Origin of the sequence: Thioalkalivibrio sp. AKL6, from assembly GCF_000376905.1 — a bacterium.
Classification (GTDB): Bacteria; Pseudomonadota; Gammaproteobacteria; order Ectothiorhodospirales; family Ectothiorhodospiraceae; genus Thioalkalivibrio; species Thioalkalivibrio versutus.
In genome coordinates, this window is sequence record NZ_AQXS01000010.1 from 566,731 (window position 1) to 586,489 (window position 19,759).

Sequence of the window (19,759 nt, forward strand, 5' to 3'; positions counted from 1 at the left end):
TGCGAGTCGCGGGGCTCATCGCATCCGACAATGCTGCCAACCCCGGACACGGGCAACGGACGTAGGATGCGGATGAGCGCAGCGAATCGCATCAAGAGGGCGGGTGTTGTCCCGTGAACGGTGCGTTTCGCGATGCTCAACGCACCCTACGACGCTCTACGACGCGTTCCCCAGCCACCGCCGCAGGCCGCCGCTACGGCGGATCTGGCGCTGGCTGGCCGCAACCAGCGTGCCGGCGCGCGGCTCCAGCAGACTGAACCAGCGGCTGGCGCGGGTGATGGCGGTGTAGGCCAGCTCGCGGGTCAGGATCGGGCTGTCCGCGTCCGGCAGCACCAGGGCCACATGCTCGAACTCCGACCCCTGGGCCTTGTGCACCGTCAGGGCAAACGCGGTCTCGATGGCCTCCAGGCGGTTGGGCAGCACCCAGCGCACACGCCCGCCGTCCCCGGCGGCCAGGAACGCCACCCGCAGCACCGAGTCTTCGCCCTTGGTGGCATCCGAGTCCGCCTCCGGCTCGCCACGCGCCAGCCAGGCCGGGACGGCCAGGGCAATGCCGATATCGCCGTTGATCAGCCCCAGCGCGTAGTCATTGCGCGTGACGATCACCGGGCGCCCCTCGACCCATTGTCCGCCGGCCCCGGGCCCGTCCATCCGTCCCGCGTCCCCCTCGAGCAGTCCGCGCGCCTGCAAGGCCGCGGCGACGCGCCGGTTCAGCGTCTCCAGCCCCCACGGGCCGCGGCGCACCGCGCACAGGAGCTGGAACCGCCCGTGGGCCGCCAGCACGTCGCGCGCCCAGTCCTCCCAGGCCGCGCGCGGGGCCGCCGGGGCCGGCCGCGCCGCCCGCAGGCCCTCGAGATAGCCCGCATAACCCACCGCCTCGCCCTCCGGCGTGTCCGCGCGCCCGTCCACCGCGAGCGTCACCAGTGCCGGGTCCTCGGGCCCAGCGAGTACCTTTTGCCGGACGGCATCGTCCCCGTCCGGCCCATTCAATGCCTCGCCCGTGTTCACCGCCGCGGCCAACCGCCCGATCCCGCTGTCCGCGCCGAAGCGATGACTCTCGCGCAGCATCACGATGTGCTGGTCCAGCGCCTGACCGGCCGCATCCTGCATCGCCGCCGGTACGGCCATCCCGGTCACGGCCTCCAGCCAGTGCGCGGTCTGCGGCGTGTAGTGCCCGCCCCCGGCGCGGTGGCACAGTTCGCCCAGCACCGCGCCGGCCTCCACGGAGGCGAGCTGATCGCGATCCCCCAGCAGGATCAGGCGCGCCGTGCGTGGCACGGCCTCGACCAGGCTCGCCATCAGCTCCAGGTCGATCATCGAGGCCTCGTCCACCACCAGCACATCCACCGCCAGCGGGTTGCGCGCCCCGTGGCGGAAGTGCCGGGTATCCGGGCGCGCCCCGAGCAGACGGTGCACCGTCACCACCTCGGCCGGCAGGCTCCGGCGCAGCGCGTCGCCATCGGGCAGCTGGTCCAGCCCCAGGCGATCCAGCGCCCCGCTGACCGAGGCATTCAGGCGCGCCGCCGCCTTGCCGGTCGGCGCCGCCAGGCGGATGCGCAGCGGGTCGTCCGGACCCTGCAACCCCTGCAACAACGCGAGCAGTCGCAGCACGGTGGTGGTCTTGCCGGTCCCCGGCCCACCGGTAATCACACTGAAGCCGGAACCGGCCGCCAGGGCACAGGCCAGGCGTTGCCAGTCCGGATCGGTGGCAGCCTCCGCCGGCGGTCCGAACAGATGATCGAGCCAGTCCCGCGCCGCCTGCTCGTCCAGCGCACCTTGCCAGGCCTCGCGGTCCGCCAGGCGCGCGCGGATGGCCTGGCCGATGCGGCGCTCGCTCTCCCAATAGCGGCGCAGATAGACCTGCTCCCCGGTGTACACCAGCGGCGTTCCACCCAATTCGCCCGGTCCGGCCAGGCCACTGTCCTGCAGGGCCTCCGCGACCTGCGCAACGGATACCCCCTGCAGTACCGACGAGGGCCGCGGCGGCGGCCGCGACCCCGGCTCGCCCTCCGGCGGCAGGGCCAGCGTGGCGTCGGGGGCCTGCAGCAATGCGTCCAGTTCCAGACAGACATGGCCGCGTCCGACCTGATGGCTGGCCAGCGCCACCAGCAGCAGGGCCAGCGGTGACGCCGCGGGGGCCTGCTCGTGCAGGAAGCGCACCAGCGCCCGGTCGACGCCGCGCAGCCAGCCGGCCTCCTCCCACTCGCGCAGCAGCTCGAGCACGGCCTCCGCCGACGCCAGGGGTCCCGTGGGCATCACCGTGCTCATGCCGTCGCCTCCCGGTCCGGACCGGCCGCCATGCGATGATCCAGCCATTCAATCAGTGCACGCGGCGGGCAGTGGTGGAACACCCCGTGCCCCGGCGCATCCACGCCACGCAGGAACAGGTACACCCCGCCACCCATGTGCTGGTCATAGTCGTAGCCCGGCAGGCGCGCGGCCAGTTGGCGATGCAGTGCCAGGGTATAGAGCACCAGCTGCAGGTCGTAGCGGTGTTCCAGCACCGCCGCCTGCAGGCGTTCCGGGGTGTACGCCTGGGCCGAAGTCCCCAGCCAGTTGGACTTGTAGTCCGCCACGTAATAGCGCCCGCCGTGCTCGAAGACCAGATCGACGAATCCCTTCAGCATCCCGTTCAGGGTCACGTTCCCCAGCGGCGGGCGCGGTTGTCCGGGCAGGATCTGCGCGCGGACCCCCTGATCCAGCTCGCCCGCCTGCAGGTTGCGCGTCGGATACAGGAACTCCAGCTCCGGCTGATAGGTGGTCAGGCCGCCCAGACTGAAATGGTCGCCGTCCTCCAGCGGGAAGGCGACCACAAGCAACTGCTGCATCCAGTCCGCGACCGTCTCCGACCACTCGCTCCAGCCCCGCCGCTCGCAGCGTGTCGCGATCTCCCGCACCATCCGTTCGGGATCTGCCGCCTGCGCGGCGAGCCCCTGCTCCGCCGCCCACTCCAGCAGCCCGTGAAGGAAGGTGCCAGGCCCGGGCCCGCGCGGGAAGGCATGCAGCCCACTGGCCGCGCGCGACTCGGGCTCCGGCGCCTCCAGCGGCGGCCGACTCGCATCCGCCACCCCCTCGCGCAGCACGTCCTCGCGCGCCGAGTCGGGGGCCACCGACGCGACCCCCTCGTCATGCGCGGCAATCGCACTGTAGCTGGCCACCCACCAGCGCTCGAAGCGGCGCGTCGGCGGCACCCGGGCCGGCCCCGTCGCGGTCGTGGCACTGCCCATCTGCGCGGCCACCGCGCGCGCCTCCGGCAGGGGGCCCACATGAATCGCCGATGCGTCGCCGGCTGCATCCCGCAGCGCGGCCTCCAACCCGCCGTCCTGCACCCCTCCGGGTCCGGCCAGCAGATACCCGGCCGCGGTGCGGTCGAAGTGATTGGTCTTGCTGTTTCCGGAGACGATCGGCGCAATCCCCAGCCAGCAGGCATGCCGCGCGCGGGTCATGCCGACATACAACAGGCGCAGATCCTCGGCCAGGCGCTCGCGCTCGGCGCGCTCGAACACCTCGCCGTCCATGCGGAATACCCAGCGCGCCCCACCCTGCGGCGGATGGTCGCGGTAGGGCACATCCTTGGCCGTATCCGTCTGACGGAAATTGCAGACGAACGGCAGGAACACCAGCGGATACTCCAGCCCCTTGGACTTGTGCAGCGTAACCACCTTGACCAGGTCCTCGTCGCTCTCCAGACGCAGGACCTGCTCCTCCCCGGTCTCGCCTTCGCCGCCGCGATGTTCTGTCAGGTGCCGGATCAGCGCCTGCTCGCCATCCAGCTCGGCGGCCGCCTGCTGCAACAGCTCGCTCAGATGCAGCAGATTGGTCAGGGCACGCTCGCCCTCGGCCGTGGCCCGCAGCCGGCGCGGGACCTCGAAGTCGTGCAGCAGGCGGCGCAGCATCGGCAGCACCCCGCGCGACTGCCACAGCCGCCGATAGTCGCGGAACTGCTCGACGCGGACCTCCCACGCCAGCTCGTCCAGCGTCAGCCGATGCAGTTCGGCCAGCGACTGCCCCAGCGTCGCGGTCGCCAGCGCCGCGCGCAGCAGCCGTTCACTGGTCGGCTCGGCGCAGGCGCGCAACCAGCGCAGCAGGTCTCCCGCCTCGGCGGTGGCATACACCGACTCGCGATCGGACAGGTACACACTGCGCACACCCCGCCGGCGCAGCTCGGCACGGATCGCATCCGCCTCGCCACGCCCGCGCACCAGCACCGCCATGTCGCGTGGCCGTACCCCGGTCAATTCCTCACCTTTGCGGAAGCCACAGCGACCGGCCACCCCGCCGTTGAGCAGTTCCACCATGTAGCTGGCGCAAGCCTGCGCCATGCGCTCGCGATAGGCGCCCTTGGGCACCGGCTCGCCCGGATCAAAGCACCACAGCGTGACGGCCGGCATCGCCTGTCCATCGTTCTCGAAGACCTCCGGGCGACCGTTCGCGTCCACCGGCAGAAACGGCAAGGGGTTCTCCGTTCCCGAGCGGAACAGGAAGGCTCCGTCCTGCCAGCCCTCGGCATGCTGGAACAGCCGGTTCACGCCGGCCACCAGGGCATCGGTCGACCGGAAGTTTCGCTCCAGCGTGTAGTGCCGCCCGGCGGTGGCCGCGCGCGCGGCGAGATAGGTATGGATATCCGCCCCGCGAAAGCGATAGATCGACTGCTTGGGGTCGCCGATCAGCAGCACGCCCAGATCGCGCGGGTTCTCGTCGATGCGGTAGACGCGGTGGAAGATCCGATACTGCACCGGATCGGTATCCTGGAACTCGTCGACCAGCGCCACCGGGAACTGGGCGCGCAGGGTCGCTGCCAGGTGTTCGCCGCCGGGTCCATCCAGGGCGTCGCGCAGCCGGGTCAGCAGGTCGTTGAAACCCATCTGCGCGCGTTGACGCTGTGCCTGGCGAAACCGCGCGTCCACCTGCCGCGCGGCCGCCTGCAACAGGCGCTCGCGGTCGTCCACACAGACCTCGGCATGATCGTCCAGCGCCGCGAAGGCCGGATGCAGATCGTCCGGCAGCGCCTGCCCGGCCTTCAGCCGGGCCTGCATCCCGGCCGCGCTGAAACGCTCCAGGGGCGAGTCGCCGGAGACCCCGCCTGGCCGCAGTGCGCCGGGGTCCGCCGCCCAGTCGCGCATCGCCCCCAGCAACTTCTCCGGGTTGCTGTACTTCTGCTTGTTCAGCACCGAGTTGCGCAGCGTCTCGAACTGCTCGGCCACCGCCGCAAAGTCCTCGCGCCAGGACCGCTTCATGGCCTCCAGCCGCGCCAGCCGATCGCCCAATGCAGCTGCCAAGCCTTCCGGCGTCTCCAGCTCCACATCCGCCGTGTGGGCCGGGAGATGCCCGACCAGCGGCCGGATCTTCTGCAGCAACGTGTCGGGATCAGCACCGAAGGCGTTGCGCAGCAGCGCGAGTGGCGCCGCCGGTTGCGGATAGACAAAACGGCGCCAGTAGTCGCGCGCCGCGTCCGCCAGCAACTCCTGCTGGTCGCTCGCCAGGTCCTGGGTGAACAGGCTCCCGCTGTCGAAGGCATGCTCGCGCAGCATGCGGTAGCACCAGCCATGAATGGTGGAGACCGCGGCCTCGTCCATCCACTCCGCCGCCAGCTCCAGCCGGCGCGCGGCGCCCGGACGCTCCGCCTCCGTGTATTCGCGGCGCAACTGCTTGTGGATGTCCTGCACGCCCGGCACCGCATCCGGGTCCTCCGCGCGAAACACGCGCGCGGCAATCGCCAGCGCATCGCGGATGCGCTCGCGCAACTCCTGGGTCGCGGCCTCGGTGAAGGTCATCACCAGGATCTGCGGGGGCGTCAGCGCGACGGTGCCCTCGGGCAGCTCGCCGTGCCCCAGCACCAGGCGCAGATACAGCGCGGCGATGGTGTAGGTCTTGCCGGTGCCGGCACTCGCCTCGATCAGGCGGCTGCCGTGCAGGGGCAGCCCCAGCAAATCCAGCTTGTGGGCGGTCGCGCTCATGCGGGGTCCTCCGCCTGATTCACCACGAAAAACACCGGCCGGTAGATCCGGTCGCGCCAGAAGGCAAAGTCCGGGTCGTCCAGCAGGGTCTCGGGGTCGGGCCAGGCACGCGCCAGCGCCGGGCTGCGCGACCATTCGCCGGCGGCGAAGTCATTCCCGGCCAGGGTCTTCAGCGCCTCGTCATACGGATCCTTCGATCCCTCCTCCGCCGCGAGCCAGGCAAAGGCGGCGGCGCAGGCCAGCGGCAGCGGCCGCTCCTGGCCGGCCGCCCAGGCCTCAAGCAGCGTGCCCAGCAACTCCTCGGCCAGCCCCGGCTCCAGCCCCGGGAGCTCCAGCCGCTTGTCCAGTCCAACCAGTTCGGAGCCCACGCCGCCCGCCCCGGCGTTGGCCAGCAGATGCATCACCCAGGGCGCCATCAGCTTGTCGAAGCGCCACTTCTTGCCGTCGCCGATGCGGCTCGCGGTGTAGTCGAGACATACCCGCGCCTGCCCGTCGCTGCGCAGGGCGGGTGGCACGGCCTCCAGGCCCCAGTGCTCGTGTTCCAGACGCAGGGGCCGCGCGGCCGGCAACGACTCGGGGTACAGCGCATAGCGCTCGCCGATCCGCTCCAGCAGCCGCGCGGCCTCCTCCACCATCGCGCCGCGCTCCAGCTCGCCTGCCGCCCCCAGCGGCAGTCGGCCCGCGCGCTGCAGCCGGGCCGACTCCGCCTCCAGGATGCTCGGCCAGGCCTCCGCGTCGTCGGTGGTCTCGAGTGCCGCTGCGACCAGTTGCTGACGCACCTGCCACTGCTCCAGCCCGGCCAGGCCAAAGGGTTCCAGGTCGTCGCCGGCCTCTTCCTCCTCGTCGAAAAACACCCCCAGACGATGGCGGAAGAACGCCTCCACCGGGAAGCGCAGAAAGCGCGTCAGTGCCTCCGGCTCCAGGGCGCGCGGCTCGCGCTCGGCCTCCAGCAGCGGCACGGCCGCGGGGGCGCCATCGGCATCCGCCGCAGGGGCCGGCGCCACGTCATGCACCGCCTCCCACTCCCGCGCGTAGGTAAAGTGCCGAGCGTCGGCGGCGTCCGCCACCGGGAAGTTCACCGGCGAGAACGGCTGCAGCGGGTGCCAGGTGGTCAGGTGGTCCACCAGGGCCGGGCCGGACTCCGGCCCGTCGGACCCGGCCAGCCCCCAGCCCGCCGCCAGGTGATCACGCAGCTGGCCCACCAGCACCGACGGCGGGCGCGGCTCGTTGTCGCGCACGTGCCGCCCTACCCAGCTCACATGCAGCTGGCGCCGCGCGGAGAGCAGCGCCTCCAGGAACAGGTAGCGGTCGTCCTCGCGGCGCGAGCGATCGCCCGGGCGGTAGTCGTTCGCCATCAGGTCGAAGTCCACCGGGGTCGGGCTGCGCGGATAGTCGCCATCGTTCATCCCCAGCAGGCAGACCACCTGGAACGGGATCGCGCGCATCGGCATCAGGGTGCAGAAGTTCACCTGCCCGGCCAGGAAGCGCTGACCAACCCCGGAATCGTCCTGGCTCCCCAGCCACTGCTCGCGCACCACCGCCAGCGGCAGCGCCTCTTCCAGTCCGGCCGCCGCGCAGTCGTCGCGCCATTGATCCAGGGCCTCGCCCAGCTGCTCCAGGGTGAACAGCTCGGCATCGGTCTCGGCCGCGAAGAACTGCTCCAGCAGCCCGCCCAGATGCACGGCCCAGTCTGCCGGCGCATGCGCCTGGCGCAGCCACGCCCACGCCTCCTCCAGGGCGGTGATCAGGGCGTCCATCGGCCCCAGCAGCGCGGCACTCAGCCCGCCGATCTCGTCGTAGGGCTCCAGACCCTGCCACGGACCCTGGTCGCCCAGGGCGTAGCCCAGCAGCATCCGCCGCAGGCCGAAGCGCCAGGTGTTCTGCTCCAGCCCTTCGGGCAGGCCCAGCCCGGCGCGCTGTGCGGCATCCAGCCCCCAGCGCACGCCCGACCCCTCGGCCCAGCGGTGCAGCTGGCCCAGGTCCTCCTCCGCGATGCCGAAGCGCCGGCGCACCGCCGGCACGTCCAGCAGGTCCAGCAGCTCGCTGACGCCCATCCGGCTCTCCGGCAGCGACAGCAGCTGCTCCAGCGCGATCAGCACCGGATCGCGCCCGCGCGGCCCCTGGTCCGACAGCGTATACGGGATAAAACGCGGATCATCGGTCTCCGGCTGGCCGAACACCGCCTCGATATGCGGCGCGTACTGATCGATGTCCGGCACCATCACGATCACGTCGCGCGGGCGCAGCGACGAGTCGCGCTCGAAGTGATCCAGCAGCCGGTCGTGCAGCAGCTCTACCTCGCGCAGCGGGCTGTGCGCCACGTGGAACTGGACGGAACGGTCCTCCGCCGGGACCGCGGGCCAGGCCGCCCGTGTCTCCGCGAGTGGGCGCAGCTCGCGGATGTCCTCCTGCAGCTGGTGCAGCACGCAGTCCTCCGGCCCGCGCGTACCGTGCGGCTCGAAGACGTCGACACGCTCCCAGTCCAGCGTCCGCAGCACCCGGCCGTAGTGCTCGGGGTCGTCGTGTTCGTCAAGCAGCCCGATGTAGTCGCGTCCCTGCTTGCCCCAGGCCGCCAGCAGCGGGTGGGCGTGGTTGTGCAGCTCCGCCTCGTCGAGGGCCTCGGGCATGCCCGCCTTGCGCGCCTGGCGCCGGCGCGTGGCGCGCAGCAGGTCCTTGTCGGCCACGATGTCGGCCCAGTAGTACTCGCAGGGGTTGTGCACGCAGACCAGCACCTGGCAGAAGCGCGCCAGGCCCTCCAGCGCCTCCAGGATCTGCCCCGGCAGCGAAGAGATGCCGAACACGATGATCCGCCGGGGCAGGCCCGCCGGGCGCTGCTCCAGCGCGCGCACCGTCTCCATGTAGCGGGCATGCACGGCCGAGCGACTGACCGCCTCGCGGGCCGCGCCGATATCCGCCTGCAGCAGGCGCCACAGTTCGGCCTGCCAGCGCTGCCCGGGCGCCAGCTCGCGCTCCTGGCCGCGGGCGTCGCGCAGGATGTCGCGTCCGGCCGCCCAGTCGGTCAGCCAGTCAGCGCGGTACACCTGGTACTGATCGAACAGGTCCGCCAGGCGCTCGGCCAGCTGGAAACGCTTGCGCAGGTCGCCCCCCTGCCCCGGATCGTCGTCCTGCAGGAACTGGCGCAGCGGTGCAAAGGCCTCCTGCGCCAGGCACTCCGGCAGCAGGCGCATCAGGCGCCAGGTCAGCGGCCGCTTGGCGTACGGGGATTCCAGCGGCACGGCCTCGGCCCCCAGGACCGCACGATAGGCGGACCACACGAAGCGCGACGGCAACTGCATGTCCAGCGCCGCCGCGATCCCGCAGCCCGGCGGATCGGCATCCGGCGGCGCGGCCAGGGCATGCCGCAGCCACTGCGCCATGCCGTTGCTCTGCACCAGGATGGTCTCGTTCTCCAGCGGTGCCAGCGGCGCGCGGCGCATCCACTCCACCGCCAGCGTGCGCAGCGACTCCAAGTGATTGCCATGCAGCACCACCATCCCTGGCTGCAACTCGCGCGACTCCACCAACCCGGCTCCTTAATCCGTTCGGGAAATGCCACGCATGGCCTCAAGGCCCGCGTGGTCCAGATGCGCCTACCCTACCATCCCCAGGCGACGATCCCCGTCGCGGTATTCACCGTTACGGCGTGAAATCCGGGCTATCCTCAAGGCAACAGGCTTCAGGCCCGAGGCGCAGCCAGCAAGGCCTCGAACTCGAGCGCCGGCACCGGGCGGCTGGCGTAGAACCCCTGATAGTGGTCACAGCCCAGCTCGCGCAGAACCGCGAGCTGCTCGGCGGTCTCCACGCCTTCCGCCAGCACGGTCAGCCCAAGGCCATGGCCCAGGCCAACGATGGAGCGGGCAATGGAGCGATCGTCCGCGCTGCCGGCCGCATCGTCCTCGGCCAGGCCGTCGACGAAGCTCTTGTCGATCTTGAGCGTATCCACCGGGAAACGCTTGAGCTGCGCCATGGAGGAGTACCCGGTGCCGAAGTCGTCGATCGCAAAGTGCACCCCGCGCTCGCGCAGGCGCTGCAGGATGCGCCGGGCCCGGCTCGGGTCCGCCATCAGCGCGGACTCGGTGATCTCCAGTTCCAGTTGATCCGCCGGGAACTCGAAGTCCTCCAGCAACTGGCCCACCTGCTGGTCGATCGGCACCCGCTGGAACTGCAGCGCCGAGACATTCACCGCCAGGCGGATCGGCGGATAGCCCGCCGCGCGCCAGCGATGGCCCTGTTCGATCACCCGGCGCAGCACCCAGCCCCCCAGCTCCACGATCAGGCCCGTCTGCTCGGCCAGCGGGATAAAGCGCCCCGGCGAGATCGGACCCAGCTCGGGATCGGTCCAGCGCAACAGCGCCTCCGCCCCCAGCAGACGCCCGTCCTCGACGTTGTACTGCGGCTGGTAGTGGACCTCCAGCGCATCCGCCTCGATGGCGCGGCGCAGGCGCGCCGACAGGTCAATGCGCTCGCGTGCCGCACGGGTGAACTCGTCGGAGTAATACCGATAGCTGCCGCGCCCGTCCATCTTGGCCTGTGACAGCGCGGTACTCGCCTGCTGCAGCAGGGTGTCGGCATCCACCCCATGGTCGGGGAAGACCGCGATGCCAACCGTCGCGGCAATCTCCATCTCCACGCCGTTGCCGAGATCACAGGGGTAGCCCACCTCGCGGATGATGTTCTCCGCCACCAGCGCGGCATCGTCCACATGCCCCAGGTTCTCCACCAGCACCGCGAACTCGTCGCTCGCCAGGCGGGCAACGGTATCGGTCCCGCGCCGCCCCACCTGCAGGCGCTCACCGACGATCTTCAGCAAGCGGTCGCCCGCGGCGTGGCCCTGGCTGTCGTTGATGTCCTTGAAGCGGTCGATATCCACGAACAGTAGCGCCAGATGCCCCTGGCGGCGACGCATCAACGAGATGCCGTGCGTCAGGCGTGCGCGCAGCAAGCGGCGATTCGGCAGCTCGGTCAGCGGATCGTGATGCGCGAGGAAGTCGAGCTCCGCCTCCGACGCCTTGATCCGCGAGATATCCGCGAACACCGACACGTAATGTGTAAGGTGGCCCTGCTCGTTGCGCACCGCGGTAATGCTCTGCAACTCCGGGAAGATCTCGCCGTTCTTGCGCCGGTTCCAGATCTCGCCCTGCCAGTGACCGTTCACCTGCAGCTCGTGATACATGTTGGTGTAGAACGCCTGATCGTGGCGCCCGGACTGGAACATCTTCGGCGTGTGCCCCACCACCTCGTCCTGGGTGTATCCCATCAGCTGGGTAAAGGCCCGGTTCACCGACAGGATATGGGCGCTGGCATCCGTAATCACCACCCCTTCTCGGGTGTTCTCGAACACCACCGAGGCCAGGCGCTGCCGCTCTTCCTGTTCGCGCTGTTCGGTGATGTCCCCGACCGTCGCCACCACCCGGTCCAGCTCGCCCTGCGGCGTGCGGCTGCACTTCACGTCGATATCCGCGACCATCACCCGCCCGTCACGGCGCAGCAGGCGCTTCACCACGCTATAGCCCGGACGGTCGCCGCGGCGCATCTCGGCGTCCAGCACCGCCTCGCAGCCACGATCCTCGGGTATGGCCAGGCGGTCCCAGTCCATCGCCGCCAGCTCGTCCGGCGCATAACCCAGCATGTCGGCCAGGCACGCATTCACGCGCTCCCAGCCCTGACCCCGCGGCCCGGAAATCGCCATGCCGACAAACGGCATATCGAAAAAGATCCCGAGCAGCCGATCTTGATCGGCGTGAGCCCGCACCAGGACCAGGTTGCGCCGCAACCACTGCTGACGCCACAGCAACGCCCCCGCCCCGAGCACGACCAGCCAGACGAACAGCGTGGCCCCGGCCGCCCACGCCCCCTGCTGCCGTGGCAGCGCCTGAAGCGCGTCGAGATCGCGCTTCAGCACCAGGTCCCAACCCGCGGGTTCCAGCCCCTGTATACCGGCAAGGAACGGGCTGGGCGCGTCCTCAAAGCGCTCGATCACAACCTCGGCACGGGGATGATCCAGGACCCGTTCGCGTAGCCGGGGGAAGGCCGCAGGCGCCGGGATAATCAGGCCCCCGGACTCGGTGATCCGGGCAATCATGGCGCGTTGGTCACCCTCGCGCACCACGATATGCGCCTGGGCATCTATGCCGTTACGGTTCGCGGTCAGGGTCAGCAACGGATGCAGGTTCTCGAGCGTCGATGACAGCAGCACCAGTCCCACCACCGGATCCTGCGGCGCCGCCCGGTCGCGCACCGGCACCGCCCAGCTGATCCGCGGGCGCCGGTCCGGGTCCGCGTGCAGGATCGGCTCACTGGTCTCGCCACTGCGACGCACCTCGCGCAGCACCGCGTCCATCGCGGCCTCGTCGAGGGCACTGCGGCCCAGTTCGATCACCGGCTGACGATCCGCATCCAGCAGGGCCACGCTGTCGTAATCATAAGCCGTGCGCATCAGCTCCAGGCGATCGAGCACCTGCTCCAGCGCCAGCGTCGAACGCCGCTCCAGGGCCGTGACCGCGAACAGGTTGAAGCCCCGCGCCTCGCCCAAAACCATCGCGTCGCCGGTGCGCTCCGCCAGCCATTGGTCGATCACGCCGCCCTTCAAAAAAGCCGCGCGTTGCAGATCCTCATGCGCCTGCGATTCGGCGGCAGCCCCCTGCAAATGCCACGCGCCCAGCCCTACCCCTGCGGTGGAGGCGATCACGGCCACGGCCAGCACCAGCCAGGGCCAGGAGCCGAAACGCGCCAGCTCCTCGCGCGCCCCCGTACCCGGCGCCTCGTCGCGCCAGGCCGGCAACCAGCGCATCGCCAGATAAAGCAGCGCCCCGGAGACCAGCACGAACCCAAAGCCCTTGCCCAGGTTTACCCGTGTCAGGGCAGTCGTGATGTCCGCCCCCGCCCACCAGGCCAGCGCCACATCGGACAGGGCAATCCACAACAGCCCCAGCACGACATAGGCACCCGCGATCCACCCGGCCGCAAAGCGCCGCGACACCTGACGCCGGGTCGTCATCGGCGGTGCCCGCACGCGCTCGACGCGGACGCAAAAAAGCGCCGCGCCCCGTTTCCGGCTGGCGCGGCGCCCCATCGGGCCGAATCCCTGCTAATCGCGTCGCTTCTCGTCAATGCCAACGGCATCTGCATCGGGGGGCACCCCGTCTCCATTCAAGCGTTCATTGCACATTTCAGGGGAACCGGCGGGCCGTCATCCCTCGACCCCAACAACAAGGGACCCGCCGAAGCGGGCCCCATTGCACCGGGCACGTCAGATCCTACTCCAGCCTGACGCCCGGCCTGCGGTACAGGACTGTACCGGATTGCGTTACTCGGCGATGGCCCGCTCGATAATCGCCTCGATCTCCTCGGAAGACTTCTCCATCACCTCGGCCACGCCTTCCGGCATCATCGGCAGGAAGTCCGGGACATTCATCCGCGAGATGAACACATCCCCCTGGCTGTCCTGATAGATGCTTACCCGGCAGGGCATGAAGGCGGAAACCGGCCGATACGCATCCTCTTCCAGGATCTGCGCGCTGTAGCGCCCGCTGCACACGTCCAGGATCACCACCGGATCAATGGTGAAACCGCGCTCGGACAGCGTCCCGGCCATGTTGTTGCGGTTCAGGATGCTCCAGCCGGCCTCGGACGCCTCGCGCTCGAACGCGGCCAGGGTCTCCGGGAACGAATGCGGACTCTGCGTCACCTTCACCATCTCCGGCTGCTGGTCGCCATGGTTATCGGCCTGCGCCGCACCGACAAACGTCAGCGCCAGCAGCATCGCCACCAGTGCGAGGAACCGCGGGCCGTGGCGCATGGTCATCACTTTTGAATGCATCATGGTTTCTCCTTTCCCGGGAAGCGGGAATGCTCGTGGTCGGCTGCCTCTTCGGTACGTTGGAGGCAGCAACGGTTATACAGGATAGCGCCCAACGAGCCCGGCTATCTTGATGCAGGTCAACCGAACACGAATCAGACCCGTTCTACACGGGCACAACCGACGTCACCAACATCGCAACCAGGAGATCGACATGGAAGCCACACTGAAGGACGGAACGGTCACCCTGAAGATCGACAAGAAGACCGCGAAGGACATCGCCGAAAATATCACCGAGCTCGAAGGCGAGATCAGCAACGGCGCGCGGGCACTGGGCTCCGTGCTGCAAGACGGCATCTACGAGCTGGAAAACGAATTCCGCCAGCCGCCGCATGCCTTCGACGAGCAGGCCCCCAAGCAGCCCTCCATCGAGGACTGAGCCCGCCGCCGCAAAGGCATCATCGACTCACCACAAGACACTAAGGAGCAGCACATGCACCTGGAAAAAGCGGAAAACGGGGAACTCGTCATCACCATGCCCCAGGCGGAAGCCGCCGACGCCCTGGCCACGCTCAAGAAGCGCGCCGACGAACTCGACGAATGCGAGGAACTAACCGAAGCCCTGGAAAACGCCGGCATCCAGCTGCCCGAGCAACCGGACCACATCCGCCACGAATACATGCCCCCCGCCGACCACTAAACCAAGCGCCGCCCCACAACCCCGTGGGGCGGCCTTTCGCCGGAGAACCACCTCCCGTCTGGCAACCGCATAGTTGCATCGCCCCAACGGATACGGCCCTTGTGGGATCAGACCCTGTGGGAGCGGCCCTGGCCGCGAAGCCCCCGCCCGCGCCAGACAACACCCCCATACATGGGGTTCCCTCCTATGGGGCCCGACAGCAAACAATCACCCCGGCAAGCGTCACGAGCCCGCGCATTGCCGATTACGCGCAGGCATGCTCGCCCGCCAAGGCCCCAGCCATCCACACCGGCCACCCAAAGACGGCCGGCTTCGCACTGAGGACCCGCCCGCGGTCCGCATTCCGGGCATCACCGCAGGTATCGAGCGCACCCTCCACTTGGTGCCCGTCCGCCCGCCTCAAAGTGCGCGCGCGGAGCCTGCGTGCCCGGCGAGGAAACAGAAGAGCGGGCCGCCGAACCACACCCTCCGATCACCAGTTAGAGAGCCTCGCTCTTCACCAGCTCCAGAAAGAGAAAGAGCCGCCTCGGCGTCCATGCCCAGGCGGCTCTTTCGGGGGCATCCTTGTCCCCGCGGCAAAAATTAACACAGCGACAAAATTATTCCATCCACACACCAGGAAAATACGTCAGCGGTCGATTTCCGCCCCTGAGCGGTCATTTCGCCTCCCGTCGCAGCCCGTGATTCGCGACCCAACGCACTTCTTCCGCCCGCGCTACCCCACCGCGGCACCCGAACCCCCGCAGTCAGCCCACCAGAGCGCCGGGCCTGAACCTGGCATCCCGAAGCCGCATCCCCACCCCGTCAATCCGGGGCGGCCCTCCCTCGTCATCGCGAGGAGCAAAGCGACGTGGCGATCTCCTCGAGCGCCCCAAGCACCCGCCCATTGCCTGCGACCGTAGCGCCCCACACGACATCCCCGCCCCTTGTGGGTCGCATGGAAGAGCAGTCCAGCTTAGTGGCAACCGGCCAAAGTAGTTGTCGTCGGCCGGCCAGAGTAATTGTCGTTAGATACCCACCACTACAATGTCATCCCGGCCGCAGCCCCCACCGCGCCATCCCGGCCACAGCGCCCCCCTTCCCCCGTCATCCCGGCCAAAGCGCAGCGAAGAGCCGGGATCTCCAGCGCAGGATCCACCCAATGCCCAACAATCTCGAAGCGCCGCCGAAGAACCAACAGTCGCAGGCCAACCTGCCCGAAAACCGATCTACCTTCACCACACCCAGAAAGAGAAAGAGCCACCCCAGCATCCTTGCCCGGGCGGCTCTTTCGGGAACGTTCCGTGTCCCCGCGACAGAAACTAGCACATAAAGTAGAGGATTCCAGCCCCGCAGCAGAAAAACCCGCCAACGGTCCATGTCCGCCTGTCAACGGTGGATTCGCAGGGTCTCATGGGGCCCACACACGGCTGCCCTGCCCGTTTCTCCGATCCCGCATCCCGGAATTACGGGCGCCGAGCACCGGCCCTGGAGCACATGCGACCCAGGCCGGGGACGAACCCCCGCAACATACTCAAGCGGCTACCTCCACTCCAGCCGCAGCGCGACCCCGTCATCCCGGCCGTAGCGCAGCGAAGAGCCGGGATCTCCACCGCGTGAGTCACCCCCAACGCACGACATGCCGGCTACCTGCGCCGCGGTTTCCGGGATCGCGAAGGATGGGAATGTGGCTTTCCGGTGGGGGTGAAGCTCCCCCGAAATCCCGGGGCCAGGGCACCCTCTAGTTGTCCAGGGCCTGAACCGCCACCGGGGCAAGACCCACCGGCGAACGCCCAACAACACTGAATCCTGCGGCACAAGGCCCGACCCCCGATAGGCGCTCAGCGCTCTGCGCGATCCCCCGCGCGTCGCAGCCCCAGCAGCCAGGGTGCAGCCCACCTCTGCGAAGCATTCGATGGATCGCCTCGGTCCGGGCCGCCCTCAGCCCTGCAACAGCGCCTGCGTATCCGGGTCCAGCGCCCCCCAGTGCTGGCGCAACCGCTCGGCCAAGTCCGCCGACTCCAGCAGCATGACCGGAACGGACAAGTCCGCCGCACGCTCCCGCGCCTCGGCCGAAAACCCGCCGGGGCTCACGTACATCCCTCGGTCCCCGGCACGCCGACCGCTGGCAAAGGCCTCCAGCTCGTCCAAATCCGTTTCCGCCGACGGATCACGCGCCACACCCACCACCAGCCGCGGCAGGTCTTCGCCACCCGCCGCAGGCACCATCACCCGCTCCAGCCACGGGCGGGCATCCTCCTCCGGCACCGCGACCTCGACATACCCCATAGCGCGCAGCAACCCTTGCACCAGCCGAACGCGATCCGCAGTCCCCAGTTGTTCCAATCGCTCAGTCCAATCGTCCATCTTGATCGCCCTCCCGGAGTGCCCACACCCCAAACGCTACCGGAACCTTGCCGAATGTACACGCCCGAATCGAGTTTCCACGCAGCCAACGCGCGCTGACGCCCATGCAGGCGCGCTGCACACTCACGGAAACGCTCACCCATTCCCCCGTCCAGGCCACAGGATCTCATCCCCACCCGGTCATGCCCGGCGCAGCACCACCCCGTCATCGCGAAGAGCAAGGCGACGACGCGCTGTACAAGGCCACCCTCCACCACCGGCCTAACCCCGCGGGAGCGGGCTCGCCCGCGAAGCCCCCGCCAAAGCCCGAAAACCACCAACCCTTTCAACGTAACGCCACGACCGCCCACCCCACTCTGTCATCCCGAGGCGCGCAGCGACGCGAATGCCACCCCAATCACCCCGGCCGCAGGGCCCCACGACGTCATCCTGGCCGCTGCACCACCCCACCCCGTCATCCCGGCCGCAGCGCAGCGAAGAGCCGGGATCTCCCACGCCGGACCAACACCAAACGCCGGTGCCACCATCTACACCTGAGACCCAGGACAACCGCTACAACCGAAACCCCGAACGCATCACCATCTCTCAAATGACCGTAATTGACCCACATGATGAATGCGCACATTCTATGCGCACCGCATATGAACAGACCGGGAGCCACCATGAACCTCATGCCCTACAACACCGACGCCCCGCGCAAGGCCACCAACCTCACCGTCAATTCCGACCTTCTGGCTCAGGCGCGTGAACTGGGCATCAACCTCTCGGCCCTTTTCGAGCAGCAGTTAGTCCAGGCCGTGCGAGAAGCACGCCGCGATGCCTGGATCGCCGAGAACCGCCAGGCCCTGGCCGGATACAACCAGCGTGTTGCCGAGCGTGGCAGCTTCGGTGACCGCGCTCGCCGGTTCTGATGGCCCAGTTCTCGGTCCACCGCAACCCATCCGCCGATACCGCATCCTGGGTACCGTACCTGCTGGTACTCCAGAACGACCTGCTCGCGGAGATCAGCACCGTGGTCGTGGCCCCGCTGATACACGCGGAGTCATTTGGCCTCCCCGCCCACATCCTCAACCCCGCCTTCACTATCGAAGGTCACCGGGTGGTATTGTCCACCGCCGAGCTTGCCGGGGTCTCCCGGACCACGTTAGGCGAAGAAGTCCTCTCCCTCGGCGGCGAACGAGACACCATCATGGCCGCCTGCGACTTCCTGTTTACGGGCATCTGATCGAGGCCCACGCGCCGCCCATCGCGTTCTGTGCCCGCCTCTTCAAGGATACAATCCACCTGTGTCCGTTTCCTTCCCACGAGAGGCCCGCACGTCTCCGCATCCCTGTATTCGCTCAGAGCCGATCCTGCAAAAGCAGCCGGAACCAGAACCTCATGGCCTCGATATTGACCAAACCTTCCGTCATCCCGACCGCAGCGCCCCCATCCCGTCACCCCGGCCGCACCACCACCCCGTCATCCCGGCCACAGCACCACCCCACACCGTCATCCCGCCCGTAGCGCAGCGAAGAGCCAGGATCTCCCACGCCGGACCAACACCAAACGCCAGTTCAATCACCTACGCCAGAGACCCCGGATAACCGCAACGCGTTTTCCAGGATGACGAAGGATGGATATATGGCTTTTCGACGGTGCCGGAAGCCGAAGAGAGGGACGTGATGCGGCTGCTAGACAGCAAAGGACGCCGCGCCCGGTTTGAGGGGCTCGGCCAATGCCGGATCGGCCAGAGGGCTGGCCTCCCACAATACTGGTGGCCCGAACCTTCAGGAGGTCAGGCCCGATCCTCCAGATGCAGCCGGAGCCGACGCCCCGTGGCCTCCGCATACCGGCAAAGGGTCTTCCAGGTAGGGGCCGACCGGCCACCCTCCAGCCGCGCCACCACCGACTGCGTGGTCCCCATGCGTCGGGCGACTTCTGCCTGGCTGAGGCCCGCCCTGGCGCGCGCGTCGAGCAGCGCCTCGATGAACTCGAACTCCGGCCCCAGCTGCTCATACTCGCGGCGTACCTCCGAGTCTTCCAGCAGCTCGGCTTTCAGTTCCTCATGGGTCTTCATCACAGATACTCCTCCCACCGCTTCCTGGCCGTATCAATCGCCCGACGCGGGGTCTTCTGGCTTTTCTTCACGAAGGCATGCAGAACAACCACCTCGCGTGAAGCTGCGCAGACATAAAGGGCTCGAGCAATCCCGTCACGCCCCTTCAGCCGCAACTCTCAGATCTTGCCCTCCACCTGCCGCGCATGGGGCATACCTAACACCCCCGGGCCGTGGTCCTGAATCACATCCACCAGCCGCAGATAGCGAGCCTGGAGATCCGGCGGCAGCGCCCTAATCTCCTTCTCGGCGAGTGGCACGACACGCACCTTCCATGGAGTATATCGCATTTTTGCTATCTTCCTTCGCCATCCATGGCGTAATACCGCCCCCGAAGCCACTCAAGCCGCAGCGCCCCCGACCCCGCCATCCCGGCCGTAGCGCCACCACTACAACGTCATCCCGGCCGCAGCACCACCCCACCTCGTCATCCCGGCCGTAGCGCAGCGAAGAGCCGGGATCTCCCACGCCGGACCAACACCAAACGCCAGTACAACCACCCACGCCAGAGATCCCGGATAACCGCCACGCGGTTTCCGGGATGACGACGCATGGGACCTGGCTGTGAGGTAGTGCGGAAACCCGCAAACCGAACTACGGCCGAACCCGGTCCCCCGATCCGCGCCCCAGCACCGTCAGCACCAGATACCGGAAGTACGCCCGGACCGTCAGGGCATCCAGCATCTGCCGGTCCACCTCGGCCAGCTCGCGCGGCGTGGACATATCGATCCCGCGAATCTGTGCCAGCCCGGTAATCCCCGGCCGCGCATCCAGCACGCCGCGCGCCGCCCTCTCCTGCAGCAGCTCTTCCTGGTTGAACAGCCCCGGCCGCGGCCCCACCAGGCTCATCTCGCCCTTCA

The 19,759-nt window shown here is 68.7% G+C and carries 12 protein-coding genes and 1 pseudogene; 4 read left to right on the forward strand and 9 right to left on the reverse strand.

Going from position 1 to position 19,759, the window contains the following annotated elements:
* Positions 1-156: 156 nt before the first annotated feature.
* From recD to D575_RS0110635, 5 genes are all read right to left on the reverse strand, one after another.
* Positions 157-2,268 (reverse strand): exodeoxyribonuclease V subunit alpha, encoded by a 2,112-nt coding sequence (gene recD / locus D575_RS0110615; protein WP_018145895.1) that lies wholly within the window; start codon positions 2,266-2,268, stop codon positions 157-159.
* Positions 2,265-5,957 (reverse strand): exodeoxyribonuclease V subunit beta, encoded by a 3,693-nt coding sequence (gene recB, locus D575_RS0110620; RefSeq protein ID WP_018145896.1) that lies wholly within the window; start codon positions 5,955-5,957, stop codon positions 2,265-2,267. The genes recD and recB overlap by 4 nt, the downstream gene beginning before the upstream one ends.
* Positions 5,954-9,451 (reverse strand): exodeoxyribonuclease V subunit gamma, encoded by a 3,498-nt coding sequence (gene recC / locus D575_RS0110625; RefSeq protein ID WP_038032222.1) that lies wholly within the window; start codon positions 9,449-9,451, stop codon positions 5,954-5,956. The genes recB and recC overlap by 4 nt, the downstream gene beginning before the upstream one ends.
* 182 nt (positions 9,452-9,633) lie before the next feature.
* On the reverse strand, positions 9,634-12,954 hold the full coding sequence (locus tag D575_RS0110630) for a bifunctional diguanylate cyclase/phosphodiesterase (protein ID WP_026182126.1): 3,321 nt from the start codon (positions 12,952-12,954) through the stop codon (positions 9,634-9,636).
* A gap of 309 nt (positions 12,955-13,263) precedes the next feature.
* The gene (locus D575_RS0110635; RefSeq protein WP_018145899.1) at positions 13,264-13,761 is read right to left on the reverse strand and encodes a DUF302 domain-containing protein; all 498 of its coding nucleotides are present in this window, start codon (positions 13,759-13,761) and stop codon (positions 13,264-13,266) included.
* A 208-nt stretch (positions 13,762-13,969) separates the two neighbouring features.
* On the opposite strand from D575_RS0110635, the gene D575_RS0110640 reads away from it, so the two are divergent.
* Together D575_RS0110640 and D575_RS0110645 are read left to right on the forward strand one after the other, a co-directional pair.
* Complete coding sequence (locus tag D575_RS0110640) at positions 13,970-14,194, forward strand: hypothetical protein (protein WP_018145900.1); 225 nt, start codon at positions 13,970-13,972, stop codon at positions 14,192-14,194.
* A gap of 54 nt (positions 14,195-14,248) precedes the next feature.
* On the forward strand, positions 14,249-14,455 hold the full coding sequence (locus D575_RS0110645; protein ID WP_018145901.1) for a hypothetical protein: 207 nt from the start codon (positions 14,249-14,251) through the stop codon (positions 14,453-14,455).
* Between the two features lie 1,920 nt (positions 14,456-16,375).
* Here the strand turns inward: D575_RS0110645 and D575_RS0110655 are convergent.
* Positions 16,376-16,801, reverse strand: coding sequence for a restriction endonuclease (locus D575_RS0110655; protein ID WP_018145903.1), 426 nt, complete (start codon positions 16,799-16,801; stop codon positions 16,376-16,378).
* Between the two features lie 662 nt (positions 16,802-17,463).
* Here D575_RS0110655 and D575_RS0110660 point away from each other — a divergent pair.
* Complete coding sequence (locus tag D575_RS0110660) at positions 17,464-17,712, forward strand: type II toxin-antitoxin system CcdA family antitoxin (RefSeq protein WP_018145904.1); 249 nt, start codon at positions 17,464-17,466, stop codon at positions 17,710-17,712.
* Positions 17,712-18,026, forward strand: a complete 315-nt coding sequence (locus D575_RS0110665) for a CcdB family protein (RefSeq protein ID WP_018145905.1) — start codon at positions 17,712-17,714, stop codon at positions 18,024-18,026. The genes D575_RS0110660 and D575_RS0110665 overlap by 1 nt, the downstream gene beginning before the upstream one ends.
* Positions 18,027-18,578: 552 nt before the next feature.
* Here D575_RS0110665 and D575_RS0110670 read toward each other — a convergent pair.
* From D575_RS0110670 to D575_RS0110680, 3 genes and pseudogenes are all read right to left on the reverse strand, one after another.
* Positions 18,579-18,860 (reverse strand): helix-turn-helix domain-containing protein, encoded by a 282-nt coding sequence (locus D575_RS0110670; protein WP_017926249.1) that lies wholly within the window; start codon positions 18,858-18,860, stop codon positions 18,579-18,581.
* Positions 18,860-19,189: pseudogene (locus D575_RS14685) on the reverse strand (type II toxin-antitoxin system RelE/ParE family toxin). The gene D575_RS0110670 and the pseudogene D575_RS14685 overlap by 1 nt, the downstream one beginning before the upstream one ends.
* Positions 19,190-19,493: 304 nt before the next feature.
* The coding region (locus tag D575_RS0110680; RefSeq protein ID WP_018145906.1) for a sugar transferase at positions 19,494-19,759 on the reverse strand (266 nt) is incomplete at its 5' end.

Bases quoted from the DNA above. Each gene is read 5' to 3' on its own strand.
- recD (WP_018145895.1), bottom strand. From the start codon at position 2,268: ATGAGCACGGTGATGCCCACGGGACCCCTGGCGTCGGCGGAGGCCGTG.
- recB (WP_018145896.1), bottom strand. From the start codon at position 5,957: ATGAGCGCGACCGCCCACAAGCTGGATTTGCTGGGGCTGCCCCTGCAC.
- recC (WP_038032222.1), bottom strand. From the start codon at position 9,451: ATGGTGGTGCTGCATGGCAATCACTTGGAGTCGCTGCGCACGCTGGCG.
- D575_RS0110630 (WP_026182126.1), bottom strand. From the start codon at position 12,954: ATGACGACCCGGCGTCAGGTGTCGCGGCGCTTTGCGGCCGGGTGGATC.
- D575_RS0110635 (WP_018145899.1), bottom strand. From the start codon at position 13,761: ATGACCATGCGCCACGGCCCGCGGTTCCTCGCACTGGTGGCGATGCTG.
- D575_RS0110640 (WP_018145900.1), top strand. From the start codon at position 13,970: ATGGAAGCCACACTGAAGGACGGAACGGTCACCCTGAAGATCGACAAG.
- D575_RS0110645 (WP_018145901.1), top strand. From the start codon at position 14,249: ATGCACCTGGAAAAAGCGGAAAACGGGGAACTCGTCATCACCATGCCC.
- D575_RS0110655 (WP_018145903.1), bottom strand. From the start codon at position 16,801: ATGGACGATTGGACTGAGCGATTGGAACAACTGGGGACTGCGGATCGC.
- D575_RS0110660 (WP_018145904.1), top strand. From the start codon at position 17,464: ATGAACCTCATGCCCTACAACACCGACGCCCCGCGCAAGGCCACCAAC.
- D575_RS0110665 (WP_018145905.1), top strand. From the start codon at position 17,712: ATGGCCCAGTTCTCGGTCCACCGCAACCCATCCGCCGATACCGCATCC.
- D575_RS0110670 (WP_017926249.1), bottom strand. From the start codon at position 18,860: ATGAAGACCCATGAGGAACTGAAAGCCGAGCTGCTGGAAGACTCGGAG.